Source organism: Desulfotomaculum defluvii (assembly GCF_054657375.1).
Map to the genome: position 1 here is coordinate 1,543,470 of NZ_BAAHYV010000007.1, position 17,205 is coordinate 1,560,674.

Below are 17,205 nucleotides of genomic sequence, written 5' to 3' on the forward strand. Positions count from 1 at the left end.
TTTATAAATTTAACGATACTTTAGTTCTTCAATCACATAAGGACACCACTTTTGAAAAGTTAAATCATTTTGCCAAACCTCTTTGGCTCTTTCCCCCATTGTCAATAAAGTAGTAGGTTCAAAGGCATTGAGTAGGACATCAATATCCGATATGGAATTGGTAAATAAACTGATCTGCTCCCACTTGATAAATCTTTTAAAAGGTCGCGTGTCCTGATCTCCAATGAGAAAAGGAACAACCCCCAGTTGCATGGCCTCGAAAAAACGGAAGGAGCTTCCACCATAGCCCCTTGGACAAAGGGAAATATAGGACTCCAATAAATTATGAATGAAGAACTGGGTACCTAGATCACCGTCATGTAAGTAAATATCGTTTCTCCCCTTTAATACTTGAGCCATATGTTTTCTAATGACGTGGTTAGACATGAGGCCCACAAAGGAGGCCAAGTAACGTTTTGGAGGCATTTCTGCAGGTATTGGATGTGAGGAACATAGCAGAGGAATATCTACTCCTAGGTTACTCGGTCGAGAGGCCAGGAAAACCGTAGTACGGCCTAAATTGACCATAGGCCCATCATCATACTGACAAATGGTAAAAGTCTTTGCATCATTTAACATTACTTTGCTTACTTCTTCCTTCAATTCCTGTAAGCCTACTCGTCCATGATGATGATTAAGGTGCCAGCGAGTCCAGTATACGGGTAGATAGTGCCAATCTGCCAAATCCGGATTCTCCACAATCATATCTGAATGCAGGGCTAAGTACCTATGAAAATCCTGTTCCACGCCGTAATCTTCATTATGGTGTGGATACATAAAGGGCTGGGATGTCGGTTGCAATTTGTTATTTACAGGCAAAAGATAAATTTTCAAAACTTTACCCCTTTTCATTAAAACCTATTGATACAAACGTCCTCTTAAGGTATCAAAGTCTAAATTTCGCCAATTCAGCAGAGACATTTCCTGTCTGTCTCCAGCAAAGTGAATAAAATAACTATTTATATAAGCAGCTTCTAAACATATTTTAGACATAAATGCTTTAAGCCCTTGGTGATTAAAAATTGATGGTACCAACGGGTTAGCTAAAAAGAAGGGGTAGTAAACTGTTTTGTAAAAGAACCAGAGCACATTAAAGCGAATATCTAGCCAATGTACCAAGTTATTTTCCAGTAACTCAAAGGAAAGGGGTCTCATCTCATATAGTAAATAAGGTTTATCCTCATATTGGTCGTAAACCATTTTAAGAACTTCATTGTGGTATTTGGGGCTCATCACCATTACACCAGTCTGCACAACCTGGCTGTATTTCGGTGGCAAACCGTAATTGGCATACCACTCTTCCGGGGTATGGTTTATAATGGGGTTGGCTCCAATCTCTGTCCAATATTGAAAAGCCCTTCTATGGGTAGTACTTCTGTATATTTCCGGGGTAGGCCAAGCCCACTCATCCACCACGCCCACCTTTTCCAGCGGAACCCCTTGGGTAATATCCGGTGCATTCACGTTAATTAATATGTCCGCATCTACCCAAACAATCCTATCATAGCTTTCGGCCCAGGGTTGGTTTAATACTAGACACTTTTGCCAGGCAGGTGACCTTTTTTGTGCCCTAGGTGATTGGTCTAGGGGCTGCTTCAGACAAATTAGATCATATCCATATTTCTCCGCATAAATCTGCCAGTTTTCTTTACACAATTGATCCCAAATATGAACGTATTTTTCTCCCAGTGCTAAGGTAACAATAGCCTTTTTTTCAGCCAAAATACTCTTCCTTTCTTAATAAATAACCTTTCCTCCACTCCCTACTACACCGGATTTCAGTCGGAGGGGACGTGTGCTCAAATGATAATACCAAACCAAACGCCCTTCCCTGCCCATGATATAATCAACATCTTCATCTTCTATTAAATCTAGATAAGGCAACAGAATCTGAAGGACCACCAAAGCCATTTTCCCTTTTCTTGATTCCCGAATCCAATAGGAGTTATGACCATAACGATGATAGTAATGGCTATCCGACATAGAAAGCATGTTGGCTCCAGCTGCAAGCTGACGGAAGGCAAAGCCCCAAGTATCATTAGCATCAGCATACTCTGGATACCCCCCCGCCTTAAGCCAGCTCTCACGGGTAAATAGATAGTTACCACTGGATCCAGGTACAATATTGCTGCTTAGACAATCTGCCAAGGTTGTTTTAGGGGTAAAGATCCATTTATGGGTTACCTGATCCGGCGCAGTTTGAAAATAATGAACTTCCCCAAGTACAGCCACATCTGCATGGTTCTCTAACATAAAGTTCTTTAATTTAGGAATAGTGTCTGGTACTAAGATATTATCGGCATCCAAGCAAAAAAGAAGATTATTTCTGGCATGTTCCACTGCAGTATTTCTGGCTGCTGCACCACCTTTATTACGTGGGTGATTAATCTTACGAATATAAGAATAACGAGCTGCCAAACGATCTATTAGTTCCTCGGTGCCATCACTGGAACCGTCGTTGACAATGATAATCTCATCGCCATAAGATATATTATCGTTTAATATGGATTGAACAGCTTCTTCCAGGGTTCTTTCACAATTGAAGGCTGGTATGAAAAAGCTAATTGCTTGGGCAGCTTGTTTAGCAGTTGTTTCTTCTACCTTTACTACGCCTATCTTGACCGAGGACACTGTGGCAGAAGTCTGTTCCGTAGTCTCAGCCCCTTCATTCCTGGTGAAAAATAATTTAACTTCTTCATGGCAGGCCATAGGCAAATAGCCCTTGTACTTTTCAACATCCACACGGTAACCATCATCAAATAATTTGCTTAACTCCTCAACTGAATAGGAAAATAAATTACCTACTCTATTTTCAAATACTTGCTGTACCTTATTGATGGGATTACAAAAAGTCAAACTATATTGGGAGCATAGTAATTTGTTTTTATTTCTAAACTTCTGTCTTTGGGTAACCAGTAGTGCTTCCAAGGTATTGGGATTGTTAAAGGGGAGCATCTGCAACAGAGGAAATAAATCTGAAGTACGATAAAGAGAACTGGAAATCTCCAGGGAATAGGCAAAATCATGGTCAGCCGCGATCCAGTCATAAAGAAGAACTTTGTCTTGAATTTCCTGAAAATTAGGCACTCTTTGGGGGCAATTATAGGTATAGCAATATACTGAATTCCAACCTAAGCGGAGAGAGTAACCTAAAGCATCGGGATAGTCTTCTAAACAATCAATAAATTGCTGAAGAGAAAAATTTCTCACAAAGAGATTATCATCCACCAGGAACAGGATATAATCTTGGGGTTTTACTAATTTTAGTAGTTGTTCTTTAAAGTGTGTCTCCTGTATGAATACAACCTCTGGGTATTCTTGTATTAATGTTTGATATTGTTCTTGGTACTGGTCATTTGATGTCAGATAGATAACGTTAAGTTCCACCCTTTGTAGATCCTGACAATGCAAATAGAAGGAACGTAGGGTGGCATCCAACTGCATCGCCCTATCTTTGCTAAAAATCACACCAACAATCTTGTTTTGTATAAACATTGGCTGCCATGCTATTAGTAAAGGCTTTACTCTGGTCAATACTATTTGTGATGCTTGGTTGAAATCCCCCTGATTAAGGCTTTCCATTATATCTGCTACCGGATTAAAAAGTTCTTGGCGAGTTAATTGTGAAAATAGTCCCTCTTTCTTTAATTCCCTTAGTGTTACAGTAAATCTGGTTAAACTTTGCATGATGGACAAGAGGGTATTAAGTTCTACTTGATTACTTCCCGCTGGCATTGAATCCTCAAAGGCCCTTATTTCTTGCAAAACCTGATCAAGGTAGAGTTTTACTGCTGCCTGATTTTCTACACTTTTATTCATAACCTTACTCTTCCTTTCCATGTACTGTCAGTTCACTGTTTATATCCCCTTGGATTGGATTTGTGCCACAACCATGCTGTTTTTAAAATATCCTCCAGTTGATTAAGTTGTGGTTGCCAGCCTAGTACTCTTTGAATTTTTTCTGAAGAGGCCACCAACACTGCTGGATCCCCAGGACGCCGGGGAACCATCTTGTACTTAATGTTACTGTTAGTAACAGTCTCCGCCATTTTGATTACTTCCAAAATAGAAAACCCTTTGCTGTTTCCTAGATTAAACACAGTGCTAGCACCGCCGTCCATGAGGTATTCTAGTGCCAATAGGTGGGCATTTGCTAAATCGTTAACATGAATATAATCGCGAATACAAGTTCCGTCAGGTGTGGGATAGTCCGAGCCAAACACTTGCATCATGGGCAACTGGCCCAGGGCCGTCTGCAGTACCAGAGGTATTAAGTGTGTTTCCGGGCTATGATCTTCACCAATATCACCGATTGAATCAGCACCGGCAGCATTGAAGTAACGCAGGGAAACATATTTTAAACCAAAGGCGCGATTAAACCAGTGCAGCATATCCTCCACAACCAATTTGCTGTTACCATAGGGGTTTATGGGAATCGTAGGGTGGTCCTCAGTAACGGGTATGGAATGAGGTTCCCCATAAACTGCTGCTGTAGAAGAAAAAATAAAAGTCTCCACCCCAGCCCGAAGCATTGCATCCAAAACATTGAGTGTTCCGGCTACATTATTCCGATAGTAAATATCCGGGTGTTCAACTGATTCTCCCACCTGGCTATGGGCAGCAAAATGCATAACCGCATCAATCTTTTTCTCATTAAATATTTGCTGCAAAGTCAATGGTTCATTAATATCGGCCACAATTAAAGGACTTTGCCCAATGGAAAGCCTATGACCTCGACTAAGATTATCCAGTACTAACACTTCATAGCCGGACCTTTGTAGTTTCCGAACAGTATGGCTTCCTATGTAACCCGCCCCACCGCACACCAGTATGTTCATTCTACCCCCCCTAAAATTGCCATTAGCCCTTAGCCCCCTAGCGACAAGCGCACGTCCAAGACTCCTAAAGTTGATGGCAAAGATTATTTTTCATAGATAACATATGTGATATTCAGTGATTAGTTGACGGTTATCGTTATAAAACCACATAAAGGTTATTTTTTTTCCATGTTTTCATAGGATTTAACAAAGATGTTTAATAAGGGGGATTAATCAAGAATGATCAGTGTGATGATGCCAGTCTATAATGCAGAGAAGTATATAAAAAAATCCATAGAAAGCATATTGAACCAGACGGAAAAGGATCTGGAATTAGTTATTGTAAATGATGGTTCCACCGATAAAAGCGAGAATATTATTTTATCCATCAAAGACCCTCGAATTATCTATCTAAAACAAGACAATGGTGGAGAAGCTGTGGCAAGAAATACTGCACTGAAACATATTAGTGGAGATTATGTCACCTTTCAGGATGCAGATGATATTTCTCTGCCTATGCGTTTGGAGGTTTTAAAACGTCATTTTACAATCTCTTCTATTGGGTTTGTTCATTCAGATTTTCTATTGATAAATGAGTTTAATGAGCCCTTAGGTTACTGGTCATCTGAAAATATTGAACCTGTACGTTTACCCCGTTTTTTCCTTAAGCACGGAACCCCTTTTAACAATCCCAGCATGATGGTAAGGCGTGAAGTATTACAAGGCTTCCAATACGATACGACATTGCGCTTGGGCAACGATACAGATATGGTTTTCCGTACCACTACAAGTTGGGCCACTGTTCATGTCCCTCAACCTTTGTTACTTTACCGTCGCCATGCAGATAGTTTGTCACATACCAAAGATTATGCCACTTTATTTTTACATGTACAAAAGTATTTAGACAGTCATAGTCTTGAGAAACTTATTCCAGAATTAAATTGGGAGAAAGGTGATAATACCAACAACCAGGCTAGAGCCAAAGCCATTATTGCCCTTTTTTTATTGCGCCGGGGAATGGTTCATGATTGTCAAAGGTGGTATTACGAAGCTGGTCAATTAATAAACTCTACCAATGAAAAATTTGTTTATGCCATCGGTCATATGCTTGCCGGAAACTATGGGGAGGCCATTTCTAATTTAGAGTCTTACCCTGTACAAGATGCAGTGACAATAAATTACCTGGGAGAAAGCTATGCCTTGCAAGGGAATCTAAATAAGGCCTATGAAAACTTTCTCAGGGCATTACAGATGAACCCAAAGTACGAGGAACCATTGGATAACTTAAAGGCCATTGGTTGGGTCAAAGGACTAAGCTATATTAATGGTTCCTGGACTAAGTTTTCTTAGAAAAACTTGGCTTGCGACCTACCCTAAAGGGCACAAGAGACTTTGGTGCAAACCTTAGTTTCTCTTATAGGTTGTAGGGAACGCCCCCCGTGTCGTTCCCTACTTTTAATATACGACATCAGCCTTTAGACTGTTTAATTTGAGAGGGCTTATTAGCAAACGAATTTAGCTAGGGTTTCATGAAAGGCTGACTTGAGTAACTTTACAATGTGGTCCAGGGATTGTTCATCCCTTGCTTCTGCACGCATTACCACCACCGGTTGGGTATTGGAACATCTTAGAAGTCCCCAACCATCTGGCAGGAGTACCCTAACTCCATCTACATCAATTACCTTATAACCTTCATTAACCATTTTCAATTTTACCTGTTGTATTAATTCCTTTTTTACATTGTCTGGACATACCATGCGAATTTCTGGAGTTGATACATAGTTAGGAATATCACTGAGTAGTTGGCTGAGGGATTGTTTCGACTGACTGATCAGTCTTAGCAGTCTTGCCCCCGCATAAAGAGCATCATCATAGCCAAAGTATTCATCTGCAAAGAATAAATGACCACTCATCTCACCCGTAAATAATGCCCCCACTTCTTTCATTTTGGCTTTTATTAATGAGTGTCCGGTTTTATAAAAGAAAGGCTTGCCACCTAAACGCTTCGCCTCTTCCACCAAAGCTTGACTGCATTTGACCTCTACAATTACCGGAGTACCAGGATTTTGAGGCAAAATCTCCCGCCAAAAAAGAATTTGTAGAATATCTCCCCAGATAATGTTACCCCTTTCATCCACCACACCCAGCCGGTCTCCATCTCCATCAAAGGCCAGACCCAGATCGTATCTTTCTTGTAAAACTAACTGTTGTAAATCACGTAAATTCTCAGGCACAGTTGGGTCCGGATGATGGACAGGAAAGGTGTTGTCCGATTCACAGTACAAGCCAATCACTTGGCAGCCTAATCTTCGATAAAGATCCAGGGCCAGGGATCCAGTGGTGCCGTTACCGGCGTCCACTACTAGCTTAAGGGGACGCTTTAGCTTGATCTGGTCTGCAATATACCTGACATAGGATTCCTTTATCCGCTGACTAACCAACTGGCTAAGACCCTTGGTATACGGGCCTGCCTCCATAATTCCTTTGATCTTTTGAATTTCTTCACCATAGATGGTATTGCCACCGGAAGAAATCTTAAAGCCGTTATCTTCCGGTGGATTATGGCTTCCGGTAATCATCACGCCCGCTGTCTTCCCTAGGTTTTTGAGGGCAAAATAACTAACTGGCGTAGGGTTCTCGCCAATATCAATAACATTACAACCAGATGCTAATAATCCCTTATTTAAAGCTAAATTTAGCCTAGGAGAACTGGCACGGTTATCATGACAAACTACCACATCTCTCTCAGCCCTTTGTTGGAAATATGTTCCTAGGCTTAATCCCAATAATTCTACTGTTTTATCGGGGAAATCACTATTGGCTTTGCCCCGGATATCATATTCACGGAAAATAAAGGGATTAACTTTTATTTTTGTCACTACAAAACACCTCTATTGATCCGATTTCTCATTTAAACGACCAAAATCATCTCTTAATCTTACAATATCATCTTCCGCTAAATATTCCCCCAACTGCACCTCGATTACTTCCAGGAGTACTTTTCCGGGGTTTTCTAATCTATGTTTGTAACCAGTTTGAACGAAGGTACTTTCACCGCTGCGAATAATATTTTCTACACCTTCTATAGTTACTTTTGCAGTACCCTTTACCACTACCCAGTGCTCGCTGCGGTGATGATGCATTTGATAGCTAAGTTTTTTACCAGGAAGAACAGTTATGCGTTTTATTTTATAAAATAAACCTTCTTCTAAAATTGTGTAGGAGCCCCAAGGTCTGTAAGTTGTTAGGTGAAAATCCGCAGTGGGGTTATTTTCTCTTTTTAAAATATCTACAATTTCCTTCACCCTTTGCGACTGATCCCTTTGACAGATCAGCATAGCATCCCTTTGATCAACAATAATTAAATCTTTTACCCCTATTAGTGCCACTGCTTTATCTCCATCGGTATAAATCAAGTTGTTTTGGGCATCCACTAATATTTCATCTTCAAAATAGAGGTTACCCCTCTTATCCGTTGGAAAGTGATCATAAAAACTATCAAAGCTACCTAGATCATTCCACTGAACATCCATGGGAATCACCGCTACTTTTTGGGATTTTTCCATTAAGCCATGATCAATTGATATGGCTGGAACTTGCTCGTAAATTTCCTCAATGTCTTTATTATTAAAGGCTTGATGGATCTCCAGATAGTGTTGGGATACTTCCTGGCAAAATAGTTTGGTTTCAAACATAAAAATGCCACTGTTCCAAAAGTACCCCATCTCAATATAGTTTTTTGCCGTTTCTATGTCAGGTTTTTCCTTAAATTGGTCCACTTGATAGCCAATGCTCAGTGGTTGTTTTGGTTTAATATAGCCATAGCCTGTATAGGGCTTTGAGGGGTAAACACCGAAGGTAATAATGAATTCCTCAGCTAACTTCATACCTTTCTTTATGGTCCTGATAAAACTCTCTTCATCTTCAATCAGATGATCAGAAGGTAACACAACAACAATATCTTCATCCTGTTTTTGAATCTCCTTAACCCCAAAATAGATGGCTGGCAAGGTATTCTTTCCCACTGGTTCTATAAGTATTTGTCCTTCCTTGACCTGGTAACCCAATTCTTCGATTTGCCCCGAAACTAAAAATTTATAATCATCATTGGTGACAATGAAAATGTGGTGTGGGGCTGAAAGTTTTAGGCATCTTTCAAAGGTCATTTGAAAAATAGATTTACCCATTCCCTTTAGCTTGAGAAATTGTTTTGGGTAATGGGTGCGACTTAAGGGCCACAACCGGGTACCGGTTCCACCGGCTAGAATAATGGTCTTCACATTTCCTGCCTCCATATCAATAGCTTAAATTCCTATTCTTTAAACTATGTAAAGGGATGGCAATGGGTGAAAAGAATAAAAGCTGTACGAATAATCCGCACAGCTTTAGAAATTCATTTGGGAAATGTACCATTGATAGGTTTGCTTTATTCCTTCTTTTAGGGATATCTTTGACTGCCAGCCCAAGCGGTTAATCTTGAAAACTTCCAGCAGTTTTCTTGGCGTACCATCCGGCATCGAGGTATCAAAAACAATTTCCCCTTGATAGTTCACAACTTCTTTAACCATTTGGGCCAATTCTCTAATACTAAGTTCCTTACCGGTGCCTATATTGATAATTTCATTATCTTGATAGTGCTGCATAAGAAAATGACAAGCATCTGCTAGATCATTAACGTGAAGAAATTCTCTCTTGGGCTTACCGGTCCCCCAAACTGTAACAGTGGCCTTGATCTGCACCTTAGCTTCGTGAAATTTGCGTAATAGTGCTGGTACTACATGGGAGTTTTCTAAGTCAAAATTGTCATAGGGTCCATACAAATTTGTAGGCATAGCACAGATAAAATTTGTGCCATACTGCCGATTATAGGCTTGACACATTTTTATTCCTGCAATTTTAGCAATGGCATAGGATTCGTTGGTGGGTTCTAAAATCCCTGTAAGGAGGTCATCTTCCTTCATGGGTTGAGGCGCAAACTTCGGGTAAATACAGGAACTACCTAGAAAAAGCAACTTTTTTACGCCATGGCGGAAGGCAGCATGAATGACGTTAGTTTGCATAATGAGGTTGTCATAAATAAAATTGGCCGGGTAGCTATTATTAGCATGGATACCTCCTACTTTGGCCGCAGCCAGAAAAACATACTCAGGGTTTTCTGTCTGAAAGAAATCCTCCACTGCCTGTTGGTTACGTAGGTCTAATTCCTTGCTGGTGCGGTATACAAGCCTTTGGTAGCCATTTTGTTCTAGTTTTCTTTTTATGGCGGAGCCCACTAAACCTCTATGTCCTGCAATGTAGATTTTAGCATCTTTATTCATAATACTGATTCACCTTAAAACCTTCTTTTTGGCAAAATAAGTCGCGTTCAGTTTCTTTTAAATCGTAGGCCACCATCTCTCTCACTAACTGGTTAAAATTAACAGAAGGCTGCCAACCTAGTTTACTTTTTGCCTTAGCCGGATTTCCTAGCAATATATCCACTTCAGTTGGCCGGAAGTAGCGAGGTTCCACTTCTACCAAAATCTTACCTGTGGCTTTGTCAAATCCCTTTTCTAATAAGCCCTCACCCTGCCACTGGATATTTATCCCTACTTCCTGGAAGGCCAGCTCTACAAATTCCCGTACAGAGTGGGTTTCACCCGTGGCGATAACATAGTCATCTGGTTGATCTTGCTGCAGTATCAGCCACATGGCTTTGACATAGTCTCTAGCATGTCCCCAATCCCTTTTGGCATTCAAGTTTCCTAAATGGATTTTTTCCTGTAGTCCTAGTTTAATTCTGGCCACGGCCCGGGTAATCTTTCTGGTAACAAAGGTTTCCCCACGAATAGGAGACTCATGATTAAATAAAATGCCATTGCAGGCAAAAAGCCCATAGGCCTCCCGATAATTTACTGTAATCCAGTAGGAATACAATTTGGCAGCTGCATAGGGACTGCGGGGGTAAAAGGGAGTGGTTTCACTTTGGGGGATTTCCTGCACCTTGCCATATAACTCACTGGTGGATGCTTGATAAAACCTAGTTTTATCGCTAAGTTGAAAAATACGAAGGGCTTCTAGCAACCGCAGTGTTCCCAAGGCATCGGCGTTTGCGGTGTATTCCGGAGTTTCAAAGGATACCTTAACATGGCTCTGGGCAGCTAGGTTGTATATTTCATCCGGTTGCACTTCTTTAATAATCCTAATTAAATTGGTTGAGTCCGTGAGATCTCCATAGTGCATAAAGAACTTAACATTTTCCTCGTAGGGGTCCTTATAAAGGTGATCCACCCTGGTGGTGTTAAAAAGCGAAGACCTTCTCTTTATCCCGTGTACTACATAACCCTTTTTTAGTAAAAATTCAGCCAGATACGCTCCATCTTGACCGGTTATGCCAGTTATCAAGGCTGTCTTGTTCATTCTCTAGCTCCTCTTTTAACCAAATTTATAGCCATTAGCCATTAGCTATTAGTTGTTAGCCCATTAAGGTCAAAACTAAAAGCTAATGGCCAACAGCCCTACTGCATTCTTATCCAAAAAGACCCACCGTGGGTTTCTACACCCTTCATTTCCGGTGCATTCCATAGCGGAGAAAGCACCTTACTTAAATGGTAGTGTCGGCTGATAAAGAAATTGGGCAGGATAATCTCAAATTTTTTACCTTCAGCCAGTAGGTAACAGGCAAGTAAATACTGCTCATTATAAAATCTGTTACCCCACTCCGGTGGATAATCGAAGGGAAGTAAAATATCGTGAAATTCCACCAAAACACCCGGCTTTAGCCTCGGTAGGATCTCAAGAAAAACAACTGTTGCATCAGAGTTCATAAAAGAGCGGTGTGAATGATCAACAAAAAGAATATCCCCTGCTTCCAGTTCTTGAAAAATTGTCAGCTCTACTTCCTCCACTGGTTGTCGAATTACCCTGTCACAGATAGTATCGATTTCTGCCCTAGGCTGAGGGTCAAAGGAAGTAATTTGAGTAATTAGATTGTGATCAATTATGGCTCTACGGGCAAATTTTGTAGAGTTACCAGAACCAATTTCGAAATAACGTTTTGGCTGGTTTATGGCCAGAAATCCATAAAGAGCAACAGAGTCCAAACCCGGCAACCACCCGTTATACCACGCTGGTTGAGCCAAATGCTCTGTATTTTGACCTACGGGAATTTCTATATAATCTTCCCTGAACTGCAAAAATTTTAATAAATTCTCCTCATAGAGGGCACTATTTTGCTCAAGAATCTTTGTCAATTCCGGATGAGGTGCCTTACCAAATCCATACCGGGGCACAGGATTGACTGGATAGTCCAAGGCAATGATTTGTCCATTAATCATAAAGAAACCTCCGGTTTAGTATTGAGGGAAAAGACCTGGTAATCGTATAAATGGCCACTTTTCTGCTTTAGGAATGTTTTTCACTTCCGGTGGTGGTTCCTCTATGGGTATTTTCTCTACCTCAATAGCCTGAGGTACAGGCATTGTAGATAGTCTCCGATTGCTACGTTTTATTTTGACTAAAACTGCAGCGCTTGTTAGCAAACCCAGTAAAAAGATTCCCCCACAGCCAAGTAACAGGGGTGAAATACCCTTGTTAGACTTACTAGATATAGCGATTTTGCTGGATTTGCTGAATTTCTCCATTGTTTTTGGGCTGGGACTATAGCCCTTTAACATGTTTTCAAACTCCTGCATCCAGTAGTCTAATTGTTCAGGGTTTTCTCGACTTAAGTTTTCTTTAGTTGAATCCATTTCATCTGAATTTAAATCATCCTGTTGTATTTCTTCCTCGGGCATTAACTCCTCCACTGGTTCAGCTTGTTCTTCATCGTTAACATTTTCCAAGAGTATATCAATATTTTCATCCACAACCTCTTCAATGGCGTCCCAGATATCGTCAATTGTTCCTCTCAAAATAATCACCTCCCAGGGAAAGCATAATAGAACTCCTGTTATATTCTATTGAAAGATAGAAAATAGGTGACTGCTAGGACATTTCCAATATTTGACCCATCAAGCATGAGCCTGGATCTTGGTATTTTGTACCACCACTATCAGACCCAGAGAATAAAAAAATGGAGCTATTGCACTAGAACCATTAGGTTTTTGTGCAATAGCTCCACTTTGCTATTAATTAATAACTATGCAACTTCAATGAGTGCAATTCGATCTTTATCGTAGTATCCGTGTACTCGATCACCCTGTTTAAGTCTGATCTTGTTCTTTACTTTAAGCATAACAGTCTGATTGGCTCCGGCCTTCACCAGAATCTTATACTTAAACTTACCCTTCTTAAAGGGTTCAATGAAAACAATAGTCCCACTGACGGGGGTCATATTTTCGGAAATTTCTTTGATCATTCTCTTTTCATAACGCCTCTGTAGTTTAGCCTTTATCTTTTCAATGAGTGCTTTTAAAAAACTAATCAACTTTTATCTTCCCTTCTCATTCTGAATGGACAAATATTATAACTATAGACGTATTATACAAGAAGAATGGATCGGATTAGAAATTATTTTTTAATTCTTTTTCGTACATACCACAATAATTTGTTCCAAAATCCCGTTATTTTATGTTCTCTCGTAATATCATTAACCAATTCGGGATATAGGTTTATGCCTACCAGTTCCCCTTTCCTCCCTTTTTCTACAGCATATTTATACTTTATTCTTGTGTTCCCATTAATCTCAAAACCATATATAGTGCCAGCCTCATCTCGATAGGCTTTGGTAATTTTCTTTTCTTGATTTCTTTGAGCTACCATTGAAACACCCTCTTTCAGAAATTGCTATTGTTATTTTCCCTAAATGTATATAAAAAATGTGAAAATACTGTTCCTGTGAATAAAGCATCTTTACTTGGTGATTATTTTAGTGTTTAATGTATGATATAATTAACCATGTACACTGGTAGGAGGCAAATGTATGAGATACGAAAGCACACGTGGTCAATCACCCATTGTTACAGCTGCTGAAGCAATTAAAAAAGGAATCGCCCCTGACGGTGGTTTATTTATACCCACTGAAAAAATCTATTTGAGTTCTGCAGAAATTGAAAACCTATGCTCATTATCCTATCTTGAAAGGGCTGCCTACATATTAAAATACTTCCTAACTGATTTTAATGAAGCAGAAATAACAGATTGTGTAGCAAAGGCCTATGGTGGTGGAAAATTTTCATCCCTGGAGGTTGCACCGGTTAAACAATTGACTAGGAACTTGGCAGTACTTGAGCTCTGGCATGGACCAACCTGTGCCTTTAAAGATATGGCCCTACAAATTCTACCCCAATTTCTAGTGCGATCCCTTACTAAGACAGGTGAAACTTCTGAAATTGTTATTCTGGTTGCTACCTCAGGTGATACAGGTAAAGCCGCCCTGGAAGGTTTTGCAGATGTTCCGGGTACAAAAATAATTGTCTTTTTCCCAGAAAAAGGTGTTAGCGAAGTTCAAAGATTGCAGATGGTCACACAAGTAGGAAAAAATGTTCAGGTTGTGGGAGTACAAGGTAATTTCGATGATGCCCAAAGCGGGGTTAAGGAAGTATTTAGTGATGAAGTTTTTTCTGCCCTACTGGCCAAAAATAATTTTCAACTTTCTTCAGCCAACTCCATCAACTGGGGTCGCCTGGTTCCACAAATCGTTTATTATTTCTCTGCCTATGCAGATCTTGTTAAGGACGGTCGGGTAAAAAACGGTCAATCCATTAATTTTGTGGTACCCACTGGCAACTTTGGCAATATCTTGGCTGGCTATTACGCTAAATTGATGGGATTACCGATAAATCGATTGATTTGTGCCTCTAACGCCAATAATGTTCTAACAGATTTTATTAAAACCGGTACCTATAGCCGTAATCGTGAATTTTATAAAACAAATTCACCTTCCATGGATATATTAATTTCCAGCAATTTGGAACGTTTGTTAGCTGAATTGACCGGTCACCAAGCTGAAAAAATCAGCCAATGGATGACTGAACTAAAGAATAATGGGTCCTATACTGTTGATGCAGAGCTAGTGGGTTTTATTCAAGAGCATTTCTGGTCTGACTTTGCCACGAATGAAGAAACTCTTCAAACCATTCAAAAGGTTTGGGGTGATCTTAATTATTTAATGGACACCCATACTGCAGTGGCTATGAATGTCCTGGAAAAATACAGGAATACCACTGGCGATAATTCCTATACCGTGGTTGTATCCACTGCCAGCCCCTTTAAGTTTAACGGCAGCGTAGCACAAGCGATCCTTGATGAGAAAATAGTAGCAGAAAAAAGTGAGTTTGAATTACTGAAAGAATTATCTTTCTATACAAACTGGCCTATTCCCGAAGGCCTAAGGGATTTGAATCACCTTAAAGTGCTGCACCAAAGGGTTATTGGTAAAGATGAAATTGGTAAGGCAGTCAAAGAAATTTTACTTGGTTAAAGATAAATCCCCCAGCATCAAGTCCTGCTGGGGGATTTTTATTTGTTTTTGCTAATTGCTAATGACTAATTGCTAACTGGAACCTCTAACTGCATGTTTTCCTGCTGCCAAAGGTAGGGTAAATCATCTGTCAAAACCATAACTATATTTTTTAAATGTTCACTAATTCGACCGTAGCAGTTGATTAATTCCATATGAGCAAAGGTAGTTTCTTCTGTTTCACGGGCTCCTTCCTTTAATCTAATAATATGACTCATCTGCATGCGAAATAGTAAATCTACAATTTCTTCATAGAGGGCCTTTGACTGTTCGGCCAAGACACAATTGTTGGTGGCAAAGGATGTATTGACTAAATGTAATAGATAAACTATTCGATCATTTAGGGTTTGTATTTCTCGCAAGCCCTCAGCGGAAAAACTTTGATTACGAATATTCATATTCTCAGCTTTACCAAGCATATTACTTTCTACCACATCACCAACAAACTCATATTCCCTAATAATAGTTATCAAACCCATTGCCCGTTTGAACTCATCTTTTGTCAACCTATGCCTTAAAAGTTTTGTAAGATATTGATTAGTAGCAATGGACAACAAATCTACCTTTTCCTCTTTTTCAAGGATTTTATCTGCCTTATCTTGATTATAATTGGCAAACAAGGTGGCTGTTGATTTTACCATCTCATGAATATAATCTGATATAACAATAATTTCCTTAGTTGCCATTCCCATAGCAAGATCGGGACTAGTTAGCAAGTTTTCATCCAGATATTTAGGTTTTAACTCACCGGCAGGATCCTTTTTATTTGGTAGTAGTATCTCTAAAAAATGAGCCACATGTTTAATAATGGGCAAAAACAAAAGGGCCAAGACTATATTAAATAGGGTATGGGTATGGGCAACTTGGAAACCTGGTGAATTAGTTACCTGTTTGATAAATTCAACTATATAATCTACCATTGGAAAGGCCAATAGTACTCCCATAGTTTTAAAAAGAAAATGGGCCATTGCCACCCTTTGTGATTCACGGGATGAACCTATACTAGAAAGAATTGGTGTAAAAGTAGTTCCGATGTTGGCCCCTAGGAGCATATAGATGGCTGGCCTTATTTCTATCATGTGCTGCATTGCTAAGAGCATGATAATACCTATGGAAGCAGCACTGCTGGAAATTAAAAAAGTAAAGACAGCAGCCACAAGTATATCCAACAAGGGGTTACTACTAATTTGCGTCAGAATTCTCCCAACGGAGGGATCATTCTTTAAAGGGTACATGGTATCAGCCATCATCTTTAGCCCTAAAAACAAAATGCCAAAACCTACTAGGACCAAGGCCATACGTTTTCTTCGATTAGTTTTGGAAAACAGAAAAATAAATGATCCTAGAAAGATCACCGGCAACGCTATTTCAGTTGCTTTAAGTGCAATCAGTTGAGCCGTAATAGTGCTACCAATGTCTGCCCCTAAAACCACTGCCAGAGTTTCACGAAGTGTTAATATAGATGCACTAGTTAATCCGATTAGTAGCACAGTGGTGGCTGTGCTGCTTTGAAAGAGCAAAGTAATAAAGGCACCTAATCCTAAACCAACTAACCTGTTCTTAGTGAGTAAAGTTAAAATATCACGAAACCGTTTTCCTGCAACTTTTTGTAGGTTATCTTTCATCAAAGACATACCATACAACAATAACCCGACTCCACCAATCATATTAAGCAATGAATTTTGCCATTGCATTACCATCACCTCTACTTCGAATCACAGGTTAAATATTAATATACATAAGAATATGTAATATATATAATTAATACAAGTGTTATTTACCTTAGCTTCTAAAAAATAGGTAAATACGTAAGGACACTTTTTTCATTCTTGAATAGTACGTCAGCGGCATGTGAGTCTTTTAGAGTATGACTTTTGCCTAAATGCTAATAGCTAATGACTAACAGCT

General features: G+C 39.7%; 15 protein-coding genes. 2 read left to right on the top strand and 13 right to left on the bottom strand.

The genetic code is table 11. The features are described 5' to 3' along the window. Positions 1-9: 9 nt before the first annotated feature. From ACYQ03_RS14570 to galE, 4 genes are read right to left on the bottom strand one after another with little or no spacing between them, the layout of a single operon-like run. Positions 10-873 (bottom strand): exostosin domain-containing protein, encoded by an 864-nt coding sequence (locus ACYQ03_RS14570; protein WP_459910647.1) that lies wholly within the window; start codon positions 871-873, stop codon positions 10-12. Positions 874-897: 24 nt separating this feature from the next. Beyond that, positions 898-1,761 (bottom strand): hypothetical protein, encoded by an 864-nt coding sequence (locus ACYQ03_RS14575; protein WP_459910648.1) that lies wholly within the window; start codon positions 1,759-1,761, stop codon positions 898-900. A gap of 15 nt (positions 1,762-1,776) precedes the next feature. After that, entirely contained in the window at positions 1,777-3,858 is a 2,082-nt protein-coding gene (locus ACYQ03_RS14580) for a glycosyltransferase family 2 protein (protein ID WP_459910649.1), read from the bottom strand. Positions 3,859-3,890: 32 nt separating this feature from the next. Beyond that, positions 3,891-4,877, bottom strand: coding sequence for a UDP-glucose 4-epimerase GalE (gene galE / locus ACYQ03_RS14585; protein WP_459910650.1), 987 nt, complete (start codon positions 4,875-4,877; stop codon positions 3,891-3,893). 219 nt (positions 4,878-5,096) lie between these two features. Between galE and ACYQ03_RS14590 the strand changes: the two genes are divergently transcribed. After that, on the top strand, positions 5,097-6,206 hold the full coding sequence (locus ACYQ03_RS14590; RefSeq protein ID WP_459910651.1) for a glycosyltransferase: 1,110 nt from the start codon (positions 5,097-5,099) through the stop codon (positions 6,204-6,206). 152 nt (positions 6,207-6,358) lie between these two features. On the opposite strand, the gene ACYQ03_RS14595 is transcribed toward ACYQ03_RS14590, so the two are convergent. From ACYQ03_RS14595 to ACYQ03_RS14630, 8 genes are all read right to left on the bottom strand, one after another. Next, entirely contained in the window at positions 6,359-7,735 is a 1,377-nt protein-coding gene (locus ACYQ03_RS14595; protein WP_459910652.1) for a phosphomannomutase/phosphoglucomutase, read from the bottom strand. 12 nt (positions 7,736-7,747) lie between these two features. Beyond that, positions 7,748-9,136 carry a mannose-1-phosphate guanylyltransferase/mannose-6-phosphate isomerase gene (locus ACYQ03_RS14600; protein WP_459910653.1) on the bottom strand — a complete coding sequence of 463 codons (1,389 nt, stop codon included), beginning with the start codon at positions 9,134-9,136 and terminating at the stop codon, positions 7,748-7,750. Positions 9,137-9,241: 105 nt separating this feature from the next. Continuing rightward, on the bottom strand, positions 9,242-10,174 hold the full coding sequence (fcl, locus tag ACYQ03_RS14605; RefSeq protein WP_459910654.1) for a GDP-L-fucose synthase: 933 nt from the start codon (positions 10,172-10,174) through the stop codon (positions 9,242-9,244). Further along, positions 10,167-11,255 (bottom strand): GDP-mannose 4,6-dehydratase, encoded by a 1,089-nt coding sequence (gmd, locus tag ACYQ03_RS14610; RefSeq protein ID WP_459910655.1) that lies wholly within the window; start codon positions 11,253-11,255, stop codon positions 10,167-10,169. Before gmd ends, fcl begins: the two co-directional genes overlap by 8 nt. A 98-nt stretch (positions 11,256-11,353) precedes the next feature. Further along, a complete protein-coding gene (locus ACYQ03_RS14615; RefSeq protein ID WP_459910656.1) occupies positions 11,354-12,172 on the bottom strand; it encodes a class I SAM-dependent methyltransferase in 819 nt (272 codons plus the stop codon). Positions 12,173-12,187: 15 nt separating this feature from the next. Further along, positions 12,188-12,748 carry a hypothetical protein gene (locus tag ACYQ03_RS14620; protein ID WP_459910657.1) on the bottom strand — a complete coding sequence of 187 codons (561 nt, stop codon included), beginning with the start codon at positions 12,746-12,748 and terminating at the stop codon, positions 12,188-12,190. 227 nt (positions 12,749-12,975) lie between these two features. After that, positions 12,976-13,263, bottom strand: coding sequence for a hypothetical protein (locus tag ACYQ03_RS14625; protein ID WP_459910658.1), 288 nt, complete (start codon positions 13,261-13,263; stop codon positions 12,976-12,978). Positions 13,264-13,346: 83 nt separating this feature from the next. Beyond that, positions 13,347-13,598: a hypothetical protein gene (locus tag ACYQ03_RS14630; RefSeq protein WP_459910659.1), complete on the bottom strand. Its 252-nt coding sequence runs from the start codon at positions 13,596-13,598 to the stop codon at positions 13,347-13,349. A 160-nt stretch (positions 13,599-13,758) separates the two neighbouring features. On the opposite strand from ACYQ03_RS14630, the gene thrC reads away from it, so the two are divergent. Then, positions 13,759-15,258 (top strand): threonine synthase, encoded by a 1,500-nt coding sequence (gene thrC, locus ACYQ03_RS14635; RefSeq protein ID WP_459910660.1) that lies wholly within the window; start codon positions 13,759-13,761, stop codon positions 15,256-15,258. A 65-nt stretch (positions 15,259-15,323) separates the two neighbouring features. On the opposite strand, the gene ACYQ03_RS14640 is transcribed toward thrC, so the two are convergent. Beyond that, complete coding sequence (locus ACYQ03_RS14640) at positions 15,324-16,991, bottom strand: Na/Pi cotransporter family protein (RefSeq protein ID WP_459910661.1); 1,668 nt, start codon at positions 16,989-16,991, stop codon at positions 15,324-15,326. Between the last annotated feature and the right edge of the window lie 214 nt (positions 16,992-17,205).

Excerpts from the sequence above, each read along its gene's own strand:
- ACYQ03_RS14580 (WP_459910649.1), bottom strand. The coding sequence starts at position 3,858 with ATGAATAAAAGTGTAGAAAATCAGGCAGCAGTAAAACTCTACCTTGAT.
- galE (WP_459910650.1), bottom strand. The coding sequence starts at position 4,877 with ATGAACATACTGGTGTGCGGTGGGGCGGGTTACATAGGAAGCCATACT.
- ACYQ03_RS14590 (WP_459910651.1), top strand. The coding sequence starts at position 5,097 with ATGATCAGTGTGATGATGCCAGTCTATAATGCAGAGAAGTATATAAAA.
- fcl (WP_459910654.1), bottom strand. The coding sequence starts at position 10,174 with ATGAATAAAGATGCTAAAATCTACATTGCAGGACATAGAGGTTTAGTG.
- gmd (WP_459910655.1), bottom strand. The coding sequence starts at position 11,255 with ATGAACAAGACAGCCTTGATAACTGGCATAACCGGTCAAGATGGAGCG.
- ACYQ03_RS14615 (WP_459910656.1), bottom strand. The coding sequence starts at position 12,172 with ATGATTAATGGACAAATCATTGCCTTGGACTATCCAGTCAATCCTGTG.
- ACYQ03_RS14630 (WP_459910659.1), bottom strand. The coding sequence starts at position 13,598 with ATGGTAGCTCAAAGAAATCAAGAAAAGAAAATTACCAAAGCCTATCGA.
- thrC (WP_459910660.1), top strand. The coding sequence starts at position 13,759 with ATGAGATACGAAAGCACACGTGGTCAATCACCCATTGTTACAGCTGCT.
- ACYQ03_RS14640 (WP_459910661.1), bottom strand. The coding sequence starts at position 16,991 with ATGCAATGGCAAAATTCATTGCTTAATATGATTGGTGGAGTCGGGTTA.